The organism is Hyphomicrobiales bacterium, assembly GCA_030688605.1.
GTDB lineage: Bacteria > Pseudomonadota > Alphaproteobacteria > Rhizobiales > NORP267 > JAUYJB01.
In genome coordinates, this window is sequence record JAUYJB010000041.1 from 1 (window position 1) to 13,584 (window position 13,584).

Annotated in this window: 11 protein-coding genes; 1 reads left to right on the forward strand and 10 read right to left on the reverse strand. The window is 65.7% G+C overall.

The features are described 5' to 3' along the window. The 9 genes from mutL to Q8P46_05070 form a co-directional block, all read right to left on the reverse strand. On the reverse strand, nt 1-1,722 hold a 1,722-nt coding region (mutL, locus tag Q8P46_05030; GenBank protein MDP2619524.1), incomplete at its 3' end, for a DNA mismatch repair endonuclease MutL. A 24-nt stretch (nt 1,723-1,746) separates the two neighbouring features. After that, nucleotides 1,747-3,060 carry a glucose-6-phosphate isomerase gene (locus Q8P46_05035; protein MDP2619525.1) on the reverse strand — a complete coding sequence of 438 codons (1,314 nt, stop codon included), beginning with the start codon at nt 3,058-3,060 and terminating at the stop codon, nt 1,747-1,749. Between the two features lie 37 nt (nt 3,061-3,097). After that, complete coding sequence (locus Q8P46_05040) at nt 3,098-4,429, reverse strand: pitrilysin family protein (protein ID MDP2619526.1); 1,332 nt, start codon at nt 4,427-4,429, stop codon at nt 3,098-3,100. Nucleotides 4,430-4,452: 23 nt separating this feature from the next. Next, nucleotides 4,453-5,826, reverse strand: a complete 1,374-nt coding sequence (locus Q8P46_05045; protein MDP2619527.1) for a pitrilysin family protein — start codon at nt 5,824-5,826, stop codon at nt 4,453-4,455. Between the two features lie 199 nt (nt 5,827-6,025). Next, nucleotides 6,026-6,763 (reverse strand): hypothetical protein, encoded by a 738-nt coding sequence (locus Q8P46_05050; GenBank protein MDP2619528.1) that lies wholly within the window; start codon nt 6,761-6,763, stop codon nt 6,026-6,028. Between the two features lie 69 nt (nt 6,764-6,832). Then, entirely contained in the window at nt 6,833-7,333 is a 501-nt protein-coding gene (gene lspA, locus Q8P46_05055) for a signal peptidase II (protein ID MDP2619529.1), read from the reverse strand. 16 nt (nt 7,334-7,349) lie between these two features. Beyond that, nucleotides 7,350-10,307, reverse strand: a complete 2,958-nt coding sequence (ileS, locus tag Q8P46_05060; GenBank protein MDP2619530.1) for an isoleucine--tRNA ligase — start codon at nt 10,305-10,307, stop codon at nt 7,350-7,352. Nucleotides 10,308-10,421: 114 nt separating this feature from the next. Then, nucleotides 10,422-11,408, reverse strand: a complete 987-nt coding sequence (locus Q8P46_05065) for a bifunctional riboflavin kinase/FAD synthetase (protein MDP2619531.1) — start codon at nt 11,406-11,408, stop codon at nt 10,422-10,424. Between the two features lie 41 nt (nt 11,409-11,449). Next, on the reverse strand, nt 11,450-11,911 hold the full coding sequence (locus Q8P46_05070; GenBank protein MDP2619532.1) for a MaoC family dehydratase: 462 nt from the start codon (nt 11,909-11,911) through the stop codon (nt 11,450-11,452). Between the two features lie 329 nt (nt 11,912-12,240). Between Q8P46_05070 and Q8P46_05075 the strand changes: the two genes are divergently transcribed. Continuing rightward, nucleotides 12,241-12,624 (forward strand): response regulator, encoded by a 384-nt coding sequence (locus Q8P46_05075; protein ID MDP2619533.1) that lies wholly within the window; start codon nt 12,241-12,243, stop codon nt 12,622-12,624. A gap of 33 nt (nt 12,625-12,657) precedes the next feature. Here Q8P46_05075 and Q8P46_05080 read toward each other — a convergent pair whose 3' ends face one another. Next, on the reverse strand, nt 12,658-13,515 hold the full coding sequence (locus Q8P46_05080) for a TIGR01459 family HAD-type hydrolase (protein ID MDP2619534.1): 858 nt from the start codon (nt 13,513-13,515) through the stop codon (nt 12,658-12,660). Nucleotides 13,516-13,584 lie beyond the last annotated feature (69 nt).

The window sequence follows — 13,584 nt, forward strand, 5'->3', positions numbered from 1 at the left end:
GCCGGAATGGGGCGTCGCCTCCATCTCGCGCAACAGCGCGTTCATCTCTTGCGCCGTCAGGCGGCGGCCGGCCCTGACGCTGCCGTGACAGGCCATGGTGGAAGCGACCGCGTCGAGCCGCTCCTTAAGCCGCACGGCAAGGTCGAGGTCGGCGATGTCGTCGGCGAGATCCTTGACCAGCGCCCGGATATCGATCTCGCCGAGAAGCGCCGGCACCTCGCGCACGCAGACCGCGCCGGGGCCGAACGGCTCCAGCATCAGGCCGATCTCGGCCAGATCATCGGCGCGCTCGGCGAGGCAGGCGGCGGCGTCGGGGTCGAGCTCGACGATCTCGGGGATCAGCAGCCGCTGGCGGGCGACGCCCGAACGGGCAAGCTGCCCCTTTAGCCGCTCATAGACGAGCCGTTCGTGCGCGGCGTGCTGGTCGACGACAACGAGGCCGTCGCGGGTCTGAGCCAGGATATAGGTCTCGTGAAGCTGTGCGCGGGCCGCCCCCAGGGGGCGGTCGATGGCGTCCGCGTCGGGGACCTCGCCGCCGGCGCGCGCGTCGGCGGCAAGCGCCGCCGCGCCGTCGAGGTCGAGCGTCGGCAAGGGGGCATAGGCGTGGCTGCGCTCGGCAAAACCGTAGCCGGGCGCGGCATACGGGCGCGTACCGCCGCCGGAAGAGTCGCCGGAAGCGCGAAAGGCTGAGATGGTCGCCGCGCCGCTGGTCGAAGAGGCGCGGAAGCCGGCGTCGGCGAGCGCGTTCTTCAGCGCCGAGACAATGAGGGCGCGGATCAGTCCCGGATCGCGGAAGCGGACCTCCGCCTTGGCCGGATGGACATTGACATCGACCTCTTGGGGATCGAGATCGACGAAGAGCGCCAATTCCGGATGGCGGTCGCGGTGCAGCAGGTCGGCATAGGCGGCGCGCACCGCGCCGATAAGGAGCCGGTCGCGCACCGGCCGGCCGTTGACGAACAGGTATTGCATCTGGGCGTTGGCGCGGTTGAGCGTCGGCAGGCCGGCAAACCCGGCAAGCCTGAGGCCGTCGCGCTCGGCCCGCACCTTAACCGCATTGTCGGCGAAGTCGCGGCCCATGACTGCGCCGAGCCGGGCTAGCAATCCTGCCTCCCCCGCCGCCTCGGGCCGGTAGGAGAGAGAGGTCCGCTCTCCCGCCGTCAGCGCGAAGCCGGTTTGCGGGTGCGCCATGGCAAGGCGCTTGACGGCGTCGTTGACGGCGGCGGTCTCGGCGCGCTCGCTCTTGAGGAATTTGAGCCTCGCCGGCGTGCGCTCGAACAGGTTGCGGACCGCAACCCGCGTGCCCGTGGCGAGCGCCGCCGGCTTGACGGGGCTCGCCTTGGGGCCGCGCACCCGGATCTCCCAGGCGTGCGGCGCGCCCGCGGTCGTGCTGGTGATGGTCAGATCGCCGACCGCGCCGATCGATGGTAGCGCCTCGCCGCGGAAGCCGAGGGTCGAGATCCGCATCAGGTCGTCGCCGGGAAGCTTGGAGGTGGCATGGCGCAGGATCGCCAGCGCCAGGTCCGCAGCACTCATGCCGGCGCCGTCGTCGGCGACCTGGATCAGCTCGCGGCCGCCGCCGCCAACGGTGACCGAGATCTGCCGCGCGCCGGCGTCGAGCGCGTTCTCGACCAGCTCCTTGACGACGCTCGCCGGGCGCTCGACGACCTCGCCGGCGGCGATGCGGTTGACGACCGCCTCGGGAAGTTGACGTATCGGCACCGGCTTCCTCCTCGCAGGCCGAGGCTAGAGACCGGCCAGACGGCGGCGCGCCAGGACCTTGCCGGCCTCGACCGCCGGCTGGCTGAACGGGTCGACGCCGATGAGCCGGGCGGCAATGATCGTCTCCAGCATGAAGTGCATCATCAGCGCGCCGAGCGAGACGGCGTCGACCGAATCGATCCGCAATGTTCGCACCGGGCGGCCGGCCTCCGCAAGGCTGTCGGCGGTGGCCTCTTGCATCGCCTCGACGACATCGCCAATGCTGTGGCCAGCCAGATAGTCGGCGCCGGCAGCCTGCGCCAGCCCCGGGTCGAGCGCCGCGCCCTTGCCGGCGGCGGCGGTCATGACGAGGGTGAAAAGCTTGTCCCGCGGCCCGTCGAGAAAAAGCTGCAGTTGGCTGTGCTGGTCTGCCGGGCCAAGTGCCGCCAGCGGCGTCGTCCCGCGTCCCTCCTTGCCGAGGCTTTCCGCCCACAGCTGCACGTACCAGTGGCTGAAGCGCTCGAGTCGGTCGCTATAGGCCATCAACACCGAGATGGTCACGCCGCGCCGCTCGGCAAGCGCCACATTGACCGCGGCGCCGACCGCCGGCGCGAAGCGGGCCGGCGCCTCGCCGGCGATCAGCGCCTCGACGATCCCGGCGGCACCCGCGCGCACCTTGCGGGCGTCGAGACCGGCGATGAGCGCCGGCAGCAGGCCGACGTTGGAAAGGGCGGAATAGCGGCCGCCGAGATCGGCCAGATGTTCCAGAATCGGAATTTTAAAATGTTCGGACAACCCGCGCAGTCCATTGTCTTTTCCAGGCACAAGTTCGGTCAGACATGTGAAGGCGGAAGGCACGCTTGCCGCAAGGCCCGCCGCATCGCAGGCCTGCAACGCCCTGATCGCCTGGGCGAGCGTTTCGGCGGTGTCGCCGGACTTGGAGATGACGACGAAATGCGCACCCGCGAGGTCGAGCCGCGAGAGGAGACGCTCGAAGCCTTCGGCATCGAGATTGTCGGCAAAATGGATGCGCGGAGCCGCATCGCTCGCCGCGCCGGTGACCGGCGCATTCCAGCCGGCAGCCTGGGCCAGCGCCTGGCCGCCGAGGCTGGAGCCGCCGGTGCCGCAGAAGACGATGTCGTCCGCCGCATCGCAAAGGCGACCGGCCAGCGCCTCGAGCGCACCAAGATCGTCGCTTCGCGACGGCAGAGTCAGAAGCGGCAGGCTTTGCGTCCGGTGGGCGGCGCGCAGCTCTTCGAGGACCGGCGCGGTGTGCGCGAGCGCCGTCTCGAACTCCGACCGGCTCAGCCCGGCCGGGCCGATCTTCTCCTCGAAACAGCGCTCGATGGCTTGCTGCACCCCTGCCCCCGGTGCGGAATCGGTTGGACGCGTCGCCTTACCCGCCCGGGCGGATTTCCTCAAGCCCCTTCGGCCGGCCGACCACAGTGACGATCAGCCGCTGCGGCGCGATCAGGCGGCGGGCGACGCGCTTCACGTCGTCGATGGTCACCGCGTCGATGAGATCGTTGCGCTTGTTGATATAGTCGATGCCGAGGTCGTCGAGTTGGATGGCGACGAGCTGCTCGGCGATCTTGCCGCTGGTGTCGAAGCGCAGCGCATAGGAGCCCTTCAGATAGCTCTTGGCGGCGTTAAGCTCGTCCACGCTCGGCCCTTCTTCGGCGAGCCGCTTCAACTCTTCTTCGATGGTGGCAAGGGATTCGGCGGCGCGCTCGTTCTGGGTCGCTACGCCGCCGAGCAGAAGTGCTGCATGGTCGAGGGGATAGAGATAGGTATAGACGGAATAGGCAAGCCCGCGCTTCTCGCGCACCTCCTCATAAAGGCGCGAGGAAAAGCCGCCGCCGCCGAGAATGTAGTTGACCACATAGGCGGGCATGAAATCCGCATCCTTGCGGGCGATGCCGGCGTGGCCGAATTGAATCACGGTCTGCGGGATGTTCATGTCGATGATGCGGCGCACCGGACCGTCCACGATGGTGGTTTGCGCCACCGGCTCAAGCTCGGGCGTCGCCGGCAAGGCGCCGAAAATCTCGTCGAGCTTGGCACCGAGGGTTTTCGCGTCGATGTCGCCGACGACGGCAATCTTCAATTTCCCGCGGGCGAATACGCGGCCGACATAGCGCTTCAGATCGTCGATGGTAATGGCGGCAACGCTCTCCGGGCGGCCATTGACCGGGCGGGCATAGGGATGCTGTCCGAAGGCGATTTCGAACCACGCCTTTCCGGCGACGTCTTCGGGGTCCTCCTGTTCGAAGCGCAGCCGGCTGAGGAGCTGCGCCCGCATGCGTTCGACCGGCTCGGCATCGAACCGCGGCGCGGTAAGGGCAAGGCGCAAGAGATCGAAAGCTTCATCACGATGGCGGCTCAAGGTCTTCATCTCGCCATAGAAGGCGTCGCGGCTGACATCGAAGGAAAGCCGGATCGCCAGCTCCTCGAGGCGCGTCTGAAAGGTTTGCGAATCGAGTTCGCCCGCGCCCTCGTCGAGAAGCGCCGTGACCATGTTGGCAAGCCCCTCGCGGCCGGCCGGGTCCTGCGCCGCGCCGCCGGAAAAGGCCAAATGCAGCGACACCAGCGGCAGCGAGTGTTCTTCGACCAGCCAGGCCTCGATGCCGCCGGGGCTGACGACGCGCGCAATTTCGGTCGCGGAGGCCGGCCTTTCCGCGGCGATCACAAGAAGCACAAAAAAACCGACGAACCGGAAAGCGGTCATCAAGCCCACCTGTCTGTTGCCGGTCACGACCGGTTGCCCGTCTGCTCTTGCGGTTTGCCCTGCTCGCGGACGAGGAAGCCGGTCACTGCGCGCTCCTTGACGAGATATTTTCGCGCCACGGCGATCACCTCTGCGGCGCCGACCTTGGCAATGCGATCCGGCCAGTCCTGCACCTCGGCGATGGTCTCGCCGCTCGCCAACGCGGCGCCGAAGGTGCGGGCCAAGCGGGATTGGCTGTCTTGGGCATAGACCGCGCTGGCGAGGAGGCCGGTCTTGGCCCGCTCCAGATCCTTGTCGGAAATTCCTTCCTCGATGAGCTCGGCGATCACCGCGTCGATCGCCGTTTCGAGATCGGCGAGCTTGGTGTCGTCGCGCGGCACGGCGTGGATGCCGAACTGGCCATCGTCGAGCGCGCTCGAGGAATACCAGGCGCCGGCGCTGGTGGCGATCTTCTGCCGCACGATCAGGCTCTGATAGAGCCGGCTGGTCGGGCCGCCGCCGAGGAGCTCCGCGAACAGGTCGAGGGCCTCCGCCTCGCCGGGCGCGGCCGTGCTGGTGCTCGGCACGTCATAGGCGCGGCGCAGCGTCTCCTGTTCGACCCGCGGACTCGCCAGGGTGAGGCGGCGCTCGGCGCGTTGCGGCGGCTCGGCCGGGCGCACGCGGGCTCCAGGCTCGGCGCGCCGGGCAAGCTTGCCGTAGGTTTTCTCGGCGAGAGCGCGGACCTCCTCGGGTGTCACGTCGCCGGCGACGACCAGAATAGCGTTATTGGGCGTGTAATAGGTGTTGTAGAACTCGATCGCGTCGGCCCGGTTAAGCGCCTTGATCTCATGCTCCCAGCCGATGACCGGCCGGCCATAGGGGTGGGATCGGTAGAGGCTCGCCGCAATTTCCTCGGCAAGCTGGCTGCCGGGATCGTTGTCGACGCGGCTGCGCCGTTCCTCCAGGACCACGTCGCGCTCGGCCGCGGTTTCCTTCTCGCCGAGAACGAGATTGGCCATGCGGTCGGCCTCCAGCTCCATGACCTGGCCGAGATGGTCGCGCGCCACCTTTTGGAAATAGCCGGTATAGTCGGTCGAGGTGAAGGCGTTCTCCTGGCCGCCCTTCTCTGCCACGATGCGCGAGAAATCGCCATTGGGGTGGGTGGGCGTACCCTTGAACATCAGGTGCTCGAGAAAGTGGGCAACGCCCGTCTTGCCCGGCGGCTCGTCGGCGGAGCCGACCTTGTACCAGATCATGTGGGTGACAACCGGCGCCCGATGGTCGGGGATGACGACCACCTGCATGCCGTTGGCAAGGCTGAACTCCTGGGCGTTGGGGGCGAAACGCTCCGCCGTGGCCGATGTCAGCGCCGGCGCGAGAAAGAGGGCGGACAAGAGAACGGTGCGGATTGCGCGCATGGCACATTACCCGTGGTCGTACCGGTTGAGTTAGTCAAATTAACAATTTGTCATGATTCCTTCCGTGTCACGACCTGACCGGCATCCAAGCTGCCGCGATCGGCAATCAAGGACCCCTTGCAGCAAAGGTCAAAGCCCCGGATTGCCGGGTGTGGTCGGTGTGACGAATCGAAGGAATTCGGATCGCTCAATCCCGGGATCACTTCCAGAAGACCAGACGATCCAAAAAACTCTTTTTCTTGGGCGGCGGTGGAGGATTGTTCTCGACCACTTCCTGGGTCTGGCGCTGGACGCCGTCTTCGGCCTCATCGGTGGTGACCTGGCTGCTGGCGACGACGACCGGCTGCGAGCTGGCCCCCGGCTGCGGCAGGGACCCCGTCTGCTGGGCTTGCGCTTCGGCCTGCTGCCGCGCGCGATGGCGCTGCAAGAGCTCCTCCGGGGAGAGCGCCCTGGAGGGCTCGACGCGGGCGAGCTTGCCGGTCGGTCCCTGCGGCTCTTCGCTCGCCGGCCGCACGCCCGCGGCCATCTCTTCCGGCGTCAGCGGCGTGGACCGGCCATCCGGGAGCTTCTTGATCCTCTGATATTCGGCTGCGGCCCTCGCGGCCTCAAGCGCCGCCGTCTCCTTGGCCTTGAGGTCGGGATCCTCGGGCCAGTCGGCGCTGAGCTGCTGCTCTTCTTCGACGGGGTTGACCGGGGGACGGAGCTTGTAGTCCGGCGGAATCACCAAGGGAGAGCGCGCGCGCAGCTCGATCTCCTCGTTGCGTTGTTCCGACGGTTTGGCGCCGATCAGGGAGCCGAGCCCGGTGCTCGCCGCCTTGGTGATGTCCTGGCCGCTAAAATCGTCGAGATTGGAGCAGCCGCCGGCGCCAAGGAGGAGAGACAGAGCCGTCACCTGCAGGATGCCCACAGCCTTCACATTGCGTGTCGCTCCACCCATGGTCTCGTCCTACTCCGATGCGGCCGCCGGTGTTCGAAACGCCTGTCGATGGCCTGTTTGCTCGCCGGACTAGTCCCCGTTTGAGGCACTTTTGTGTCTGCCGAAGAACGAGTCATACAAGAGCCCGGCGACCCCTGCAACGATCGCGGCATCAGCAATATTAAAGACATACCAGCTATAGCCGTAGACGTGGAAATGGAAAAAGTCGGCAACCGCCCCGTAGATCAGCCGGTCGACGAGGTTGCTGGCAGCCCCGCCAATGACAAGCCCAAGGGCAAGCGCGGCAAGGCGAGCTCGCGCCGCGGCGAGCCAGACGGTGAGCAGGCCGAGCACGGCGACCACGAAAAGGATCAGCAGCCAGCGGCCGAACTCGCTGTCCTGCTGGAACAGCCCGTAGCTGATGCCGCGGTTCCAGACCAGCACCAAGTCGAAGAACGGCGCGAGCTTGACGCTGCCCTTCTCGGCAATGTCGTAGACGCCGAGCATCCAGCCTTTGTGGGCACGGTCGACGACGAAGACCGCAAGTGCGACGGCAAGGCCGAACCGGCTCCAGGGTCCGCGAAGGCGCATGGGGGCCATGCTATCTCTAAGCCGCGGCGACAGCTTCGGCGCAGCGCTCGCAGGTTCCCGGCGCCTCCTCGTGGCTGCCGACGTCGGGCAGGATCCTCCAGCAGCGGGCGCATTTTGCTCCGCTCGCCTCGACGACCTTGACGGCCGCCTTTTCGGTCGCCTCTGCCAGCCGGAAGGCGTCGGCGGGCGCCGCATCAAAGGGGCTGATCTCGAAGCCGGAGGTGATGCAGATCTCGGCCATGTCGAGGCCGTCGAGGGCGGCCAGCAGGTCGGGATCGGAAAGGTACAGAATCGGCGCTGCCTCGAGGCTCGCGCCGATGCGCTTTTCGGCCCGCTCCAGCTCCAGTGCGCCGGTGACGACGCGGCGCACCGTGCGCACCTTGGCGAATTTTTCGGCAAGCGCATCATTGCGCCAGTCTGCCGGCACCTCGGGGAAAAGCTTCAAATGCACGCTCTCCTCGTTTCCGGGGTAGCGGGTCAGCCACGCCTCCTCGGCGGTGAAGCAGAGCATCGGCGCCAGCCAGGTGACGATGCAGCCGAACAGATTGTCGAGCACCGTGCGGCAGGCGCGCCGGCGGGTGCTGGTCGCCTGGTCGCAATAAAGCGCGTCCTTGCGGATGTCGAAATAGACCGCCGACAGATCGACGGTGCAGAAATTGAACAAGGCGGAGAAGATGCGCTGGAAGGCGAAGTCGCGATAGCCCCGGCGCACCCTGCGGTCGAGTTCCCAGAGCCGGTGCAGGACCCAGCGCTCGAGCTCCGGCATGTCGGCGGCGGGCAGCCGCTCTTCCTCGCCGAAGCTGTTCAGATTTCCGAGCATGAAGCGGATCGTGTTGCGCAGCCGGCGATACGCGTCGGCGTTGGACTTGACGATCTCCGGGCCGATGCGCAGATCCTCCGCATAGTCGGAGCTCATCACCCACAGGCGCAGGATATCAGCGCCATATTGCTCGACGATTTCTTGCGGCTGAACCTGGTTGCCAAGCGATTTCGACATTTTGCGGCCCTCCTCGTCCATGACGAAGCCATGGGTCAGCACCGCCTCGTAGGGCGCGTGGCCGCGGGTGCCGCAGGCTTCCAAGAGCGAGGAATGGAACCAGCCGCGATGCTGGTCGGAGCCTTCGAGATAAAGCGAGGCGGGCCATTTCAGGTCGTCCCGGGTCTCCAGGACGAAGGCGTGGGTCGAGCCTGAATCGAACCACACGTCGAGAATGTCGGTGACCTGCTCCCACCCGTCGGGATCATGGTCATTGCCAAGGAAGCGCTTCTTCGCGCCGTCGGCGAACCAGGCATCCGCCCCTTCCTGTTCGAACGCCTCGGCGATGCGGGCATTGATCTTCGCGTCGTTCAATATCTCGCCGCTTTCCCTGTCGACGAAAACGGTGATCGGAACGCCCCAGGCGCGCTGGCGCGACACGACCCAGTCGGGCCGGTTCTCGATCATGCCCTGGATGCGGTTGCGGCCGGATTCGGGCACGAAGCGGGTTTCGGCGATCGCCTTCAACGCGCGCGCCCGCAGCGTATCGCCTTCCCCCTCGATGTCCCCGTCCATAGCGATGAACCATTGCGGCGTGTTGCGGAAGATGACCGGCTTCTTGGAGCGCCATGAATGGGGGTATTGATGGGTCAGCTTGCCGCGCGCGATCAGCATATGAGCCTTGATCAGCGCCGCGATGACTGCCTCGTTGGCCTCGCCCTCCTCGCCCTTGTCGGTGATGACGTGCTTGCCGGTGAAGCCCGGCGCGTCCTTGGTGAAGGCGCCGTTCTCGTCGACCGTATAGGGGATCGCGGTGTCGATGCCGCGGGCTTCGAGCGCCGTCTTGTTGCCGATCCAGGCGTCGAAATCCTCCGCGCCATGGCCCGGCGCGGTGTGGACGAAACCGCTGCCGGTCTCCTCGGTGACGTGCTCGCCTTCAAGCAGCGGCACGCCGAAGGTGTAGCCGAGGTCCTTGAGCGGATGGGCGCAAATGATAGATGCAACCTCGTCCGGTTCCAGATGCTTCACACCACCCAAATCGAGCGTGATTTTCGCCTTTACCGCACACTCTTCTGCAAGGGTGCTTGCAATTATCAATCGCTCGCCAGGTTGCGGGCCGTGATCACTTCCTGAAGCGGTTACCTCGTAGAGGCCATATTGAATTCGCGAAGAGAAAGATATCGCGCGGTTTCCTGGAATTGTCCAAGGCGTTGTCGTCCAGATGACGACAAAGGCGTTTCTTAGTTGTTGCAGGCGCCTTTCGCTCTCTACAGCGCTCAGATATTTTCTCCGAACTTCACTTATTTCAGCTTCTTTCACCGGAAACTTCACGTAGATCGTTGTCGAGGTGTGGTCGTGATATTCGACCTCGGCCTCGGCGAGCGCGGTCTTTTCCACCTCCGACCTCATGACCTGCTTGGAGCCGCGATAGAGTTGGCCGCTTGTCGCGAACTTCATCAGCTCGCGGGCGATCTGGGCTTCCGCCGCATAGGACATGGTGGTGTATGGGTCGTCCCAGTCGCCCTCGACGCCGAGGCGCTTGAACTCCGTGCGCTGCACGTCGATCCAATGCAGAGCGAAGTCGCGGCACTCCTTGCGGAACTCGATTAGCGACACGGCGTCTTTGTCCTTGCCTTTGGCGCGGTACTCCTCCTCGATCTTCCACTCGATCGGCAGGCCGTGACAGTCCCAGCCGGGCACATAGTTGGAATCGCAGCCCAGCATCTGCATCGAGCGGGTGACCACGTCCTTGAGGATCTTATTGAGCGCGGTGCCGATGTGGATGTGGCCGTTGGCGTAGGGCGGGCCGTCGTGCAGGACATATTTTTCGCGGCCCTTCGCCGCGGCGCGCAGGCGGGCATACATGCCAAGCCCGGCCCAGCGGGCCAGAATCTCCGGCTCCTTCGCCGGCAGGCCGGCGCGCATCGGAAACTCCGTCTGCGGCAGGTGCAGCGTGGCGCGATAATCCGGTATGGCTTCAGTCGTATCGGCCGTCATGAATGGTCCGTGGGGCTATAGGAACCGGGCCGACGCCTTGTAACCCCGTGTCCGGCCCTTGGGCCGGCGCTTTTTAGCAATGTGGCCGGCAACAATCCAGTGGCGAATCCCCGCTCAGCCTTTGGCAAAGCCGAGCGCGGCGTCGAGACGTGAATCATGCGCCGGCGCCGCGGCAAGAAGGCCGCGCGCCGCCTCAAGGTCCTCGTTCATCCGCGCGACCAGGGCGTCGATGCTGTCGAATCGCGCTTCCGGACGGATGAAGCCGACGAACTCCACCTCGATGGTCTCGCCGTAAAGATCTTCGGAAAAGTCGAAAATGAATACTTCCAGGAGCGGCTGGCCGCCGCCGAAGGTCGGCCGTACGCCGTAGCTTGCCACCGCGTCGTGGACGCGCGCATCCTCACCGGCGCCGCGGCGCACCCGCACCGCATAGATGCCCAAGCGCAGCCGGGTGCCGACGCGCAAGGAGATGTTGGCGGTGGGAAAGCCGAGGTCGCGGCCGCGCTTGTCGCCGCCGATGACCTCGCCGCACACGAACCAGCGATAACCGAGCGATTGGGCCGCCTGTTCGACCTCGCCGGCCTCCAGGTGCCGGCGGATGGCGCTGGAGGAGAACAGCCCCTCGGCGCCCGAGACCCGCTCGACGATGGTGACGCCGAAGCCGTGCTCCTTGCCGGCACGGCTCAAAAATTCGGGCGTGCCCTCGCGGTCCTTGCCGAACTGGAAGTCGAAACCGGCGACGGCGTGCGTGATGGCGAGCCGGCGCACGAGAAACGCCTCTATAAAATCGCCGGCGCGCGTCCTGGCAAGCTCGGCGTCGAACCGCATGACCACGGTGAAATCGAGCCCCAGCGCCTCGAACAGTTCGAGCTTGGTCTCCATCGTCGTCAGCCGGAACAGCGGCACGTCGGGACGAAAGAATTCGCGCGGATGCGGCTCGAAGACCATGGCGCCGGCAGCCGTGTCCCCCTTGGCCGCGACCTTCATGGCCGCCGCCAGCACCGCCTGATGGCCGCGGTGCACGCCGTCGAAATTGCCAAGTGCCAGGCTCGCGCCGGTGAGCGCGGAGGGCAGGTCGGAAAGCTCGTGAACGACACGCATCGAAACCTGCCTTCGCCGGATCTTCGGGTGTGGACGGAGAATCAAGCGCCCTTGGCGGCGCGCTCGGCGCGTGAAGGAATCCGCACGACGGCTTCGCCGTCAAGCACGGGTTCGCCCTTGACCGTGCATTCGCATTCAAGGGTGACGCGGAACTTCTCGTCATTCTTGGATTTGACCCGCACCCGAGCAACGGCGGTATCGCCGATATATACCGGGGCACGAAATTTGAGGGTCTGGGAGACATAGACGGAGCCCGGCCCCGGCAGCTTGGTGCCGAGAATGGTGGAAAAATAGCTGGCGACCAGCAGCCCGTGGGCGATCCGTCCCCCGAAGGCGGTCGAGGCGGCGAAGGCCTCGTCGAGATGGAACGGATTGGTATCGCCGGAGACGGCGGCGAACATGTCTATGTCCTTGGCGGTAACCGTTTTGGAGAAAGTCCCCTCCATGCCGAGATGGACGTCCTCGAAACATAGACCCAGCTTGATCGGTCGCGTTTGCGACATTTCATTCCCCCAGTGCCCCTTTGATGCCCCCACCGATGGTTCTTGCCGGCGTCTGATGGAGGGCCGGTACGGCGCGTCCCATGCCCGGCGGCGGCATCCTAACGGCGCAACTTTTGCACTGCAAACGTTTCTCGGTCGGCCCGATTGCCAAGCGCAGAGTGCAGGGCGACGCGCGCCATTAACCGCATTTTTAGGCGGTTCCGATACCGTTGCGCGCACCGGTGACATGCTTGGCACCGGGAAGATGCGGGCCATGTCGGGTGTAGGTGCTTCAATAGGACGCGGCGGCGGCGATCGCGTTCTCACATGGCACCAAGGGAAATGGTGAGATGGCTGTTGATCATACGATGCCTGTTCTCGTGGTCGACGATTACCGAACGATGGTAAGGATCATCCGTAACCTCTTGTCACAGATTGGGTTTTCCGATGTCGACGAGGCCATGGACGGAACCGAGGCGCTGCAAAAGCTAAGGCGGCGGCCATACGGGCTGATCATCTCCGATTGGAACATGGAGCCGATGAGCGGCTATGAGCTGCTCAAGGAAGTGCGTCAGGACGACCGGTTGACGTGCACGCCCTTCATCATGGTAACCGCCGAATCTAAGGCCGAAAACGTCGTTGCCGCCAAACAGGCCGGCGTTAACAATTACATCGTCAAGCCGTTCAACGCCGCCACCTTGAAGAGCAAGATCGACATGGTCTTTGGCGCGTAACCTGCCCCCAATTGCCCCGTTACAGCCTGGCGGCTACCAGACCAGCGCCTCGAGCACGGCGCGCGGTCTGACCCCGGAGTCGGCAAATAGCGCCTGAAGGCCCGCAGGACCGGTCCCCTGATCGGCGTGAATGCCGCCCGTGATGAACAGCATGTCAAGGCCGGCGCCCGCGGCGCCCTTAAGGTCGGTGCTGATGCCGTCGCCGATGGCGAGGATCTTTCTTTTCGGCACCGGCTCGGCCGACATTTCGGCGAGCAGAGAGAGCGCCGTCTCGTAGATCGGCGGGTACGGCTTGCCGGCATAGATGACCGTGCCGCCCAGCGCCTCGTAGCTTTGTGCCAGGGCGCCGGCGCAATAGACGCGGCGGCCGCCGCGCTCGACGACGATGTCCGGGTTGGCGCAAATCACCTCAAGGTCGCGCGCGCGCAACTCGGCGAGCAGGTCCTGGTAGTCCTCCGGCGTCTCGACCTCGTCGTCGAACAGGCCGGTGAGGAGGACGAATTCAGCCCGATCCGGGCTCTCCAAGGTTAAGTCGAGCCCCTCGAAGAGCGGCCTGTCACGCTCCGGTCCGAGATGAAACATGGCCGCGCCCGCGCGCGTGGCAAGGAGATTGCGAGTCGCGTCGCCGGAAGAGACGACGGCGTCATAGGCGGCGTCCACCGCGCCCAGACGGCGCAGCTGCGCGCGGACCTGCCGCGCCGGGCGCGGCGCATTGGTGATCAAGACAACCCGACCGCCGCCGTCGCGGAAGCGGCACAGCGCCTCGACGGCCGGCGCATGCGCTTCAACACCGTTATGCAACACCCCCCAGACATCGCACAGCAGCCCCTGATAGTCGCCGGCAATCTCCGACAGACCTGCGATCCGACGCGGCCCGACATTTTCGTCCACGATCGACCTTTCCCTTGCTGACCCGGCGGGAGATGAAACCAGGCTTTTGGCCGGGCTCCCTTTAGCGGT

Coding starts and splice junctions, on each gene's coding strand:
- Q8P46_05075 (MDP2619533.1), top strand. CDS start 12,241: ATGGCTGTTGATCATACGATGCCTGTTCTCGTGGTCGACGATTACCGA.
- Q8P46_05040 (MDP2619526.1), bottom strand. CDS start 4,429: ATGACCGCTTTCCGGTTCGTCGGTTTTTTTGTGCTTCTTGTGATCGCC.
- Q8P46_05050 (MDP2619528.1), bottom strand. CDS start 6,763: ATGGGTGGAGCGACACGCAATGTGAAGGCTGTGGGCATCCTGCAGGTG.
- Q8P46_05070 (MDP2619532.1), bottom strand. CDS start 11,911: ATGTCGCAAACGCGACCGATCAAGCTGGGTCTATGTTTCGAGGACGTC.
- Q8P46_05045 (MDP2619527.1), bottom strand. CDS start 5,826: ATGCGCGCAATCCGCACCGTTCTCTTGTCCGCCCTCTTTCTCGCGCCG.
- ileS (MDP2619530.1), bottom strand. CDS start 10,307: ATGACGGCCGATACGACTGAAGCCATACCGGATTATCGCGCCACGCTG.
- lspA (MDP2619529.1), bottom strand. CDS start 7,333: ATGCGCCTTCGCGGACCCTGGAGCCGGTTCGGCCTTGCCGTCGCACTT.
- Q8P46_05065 (MDP2619531.1), bottom strand. CDS start 11,408: ATGCGTGTCGTTCACGAGCTTTCCGACCTGCCCTCCGCGCTCACCGGC.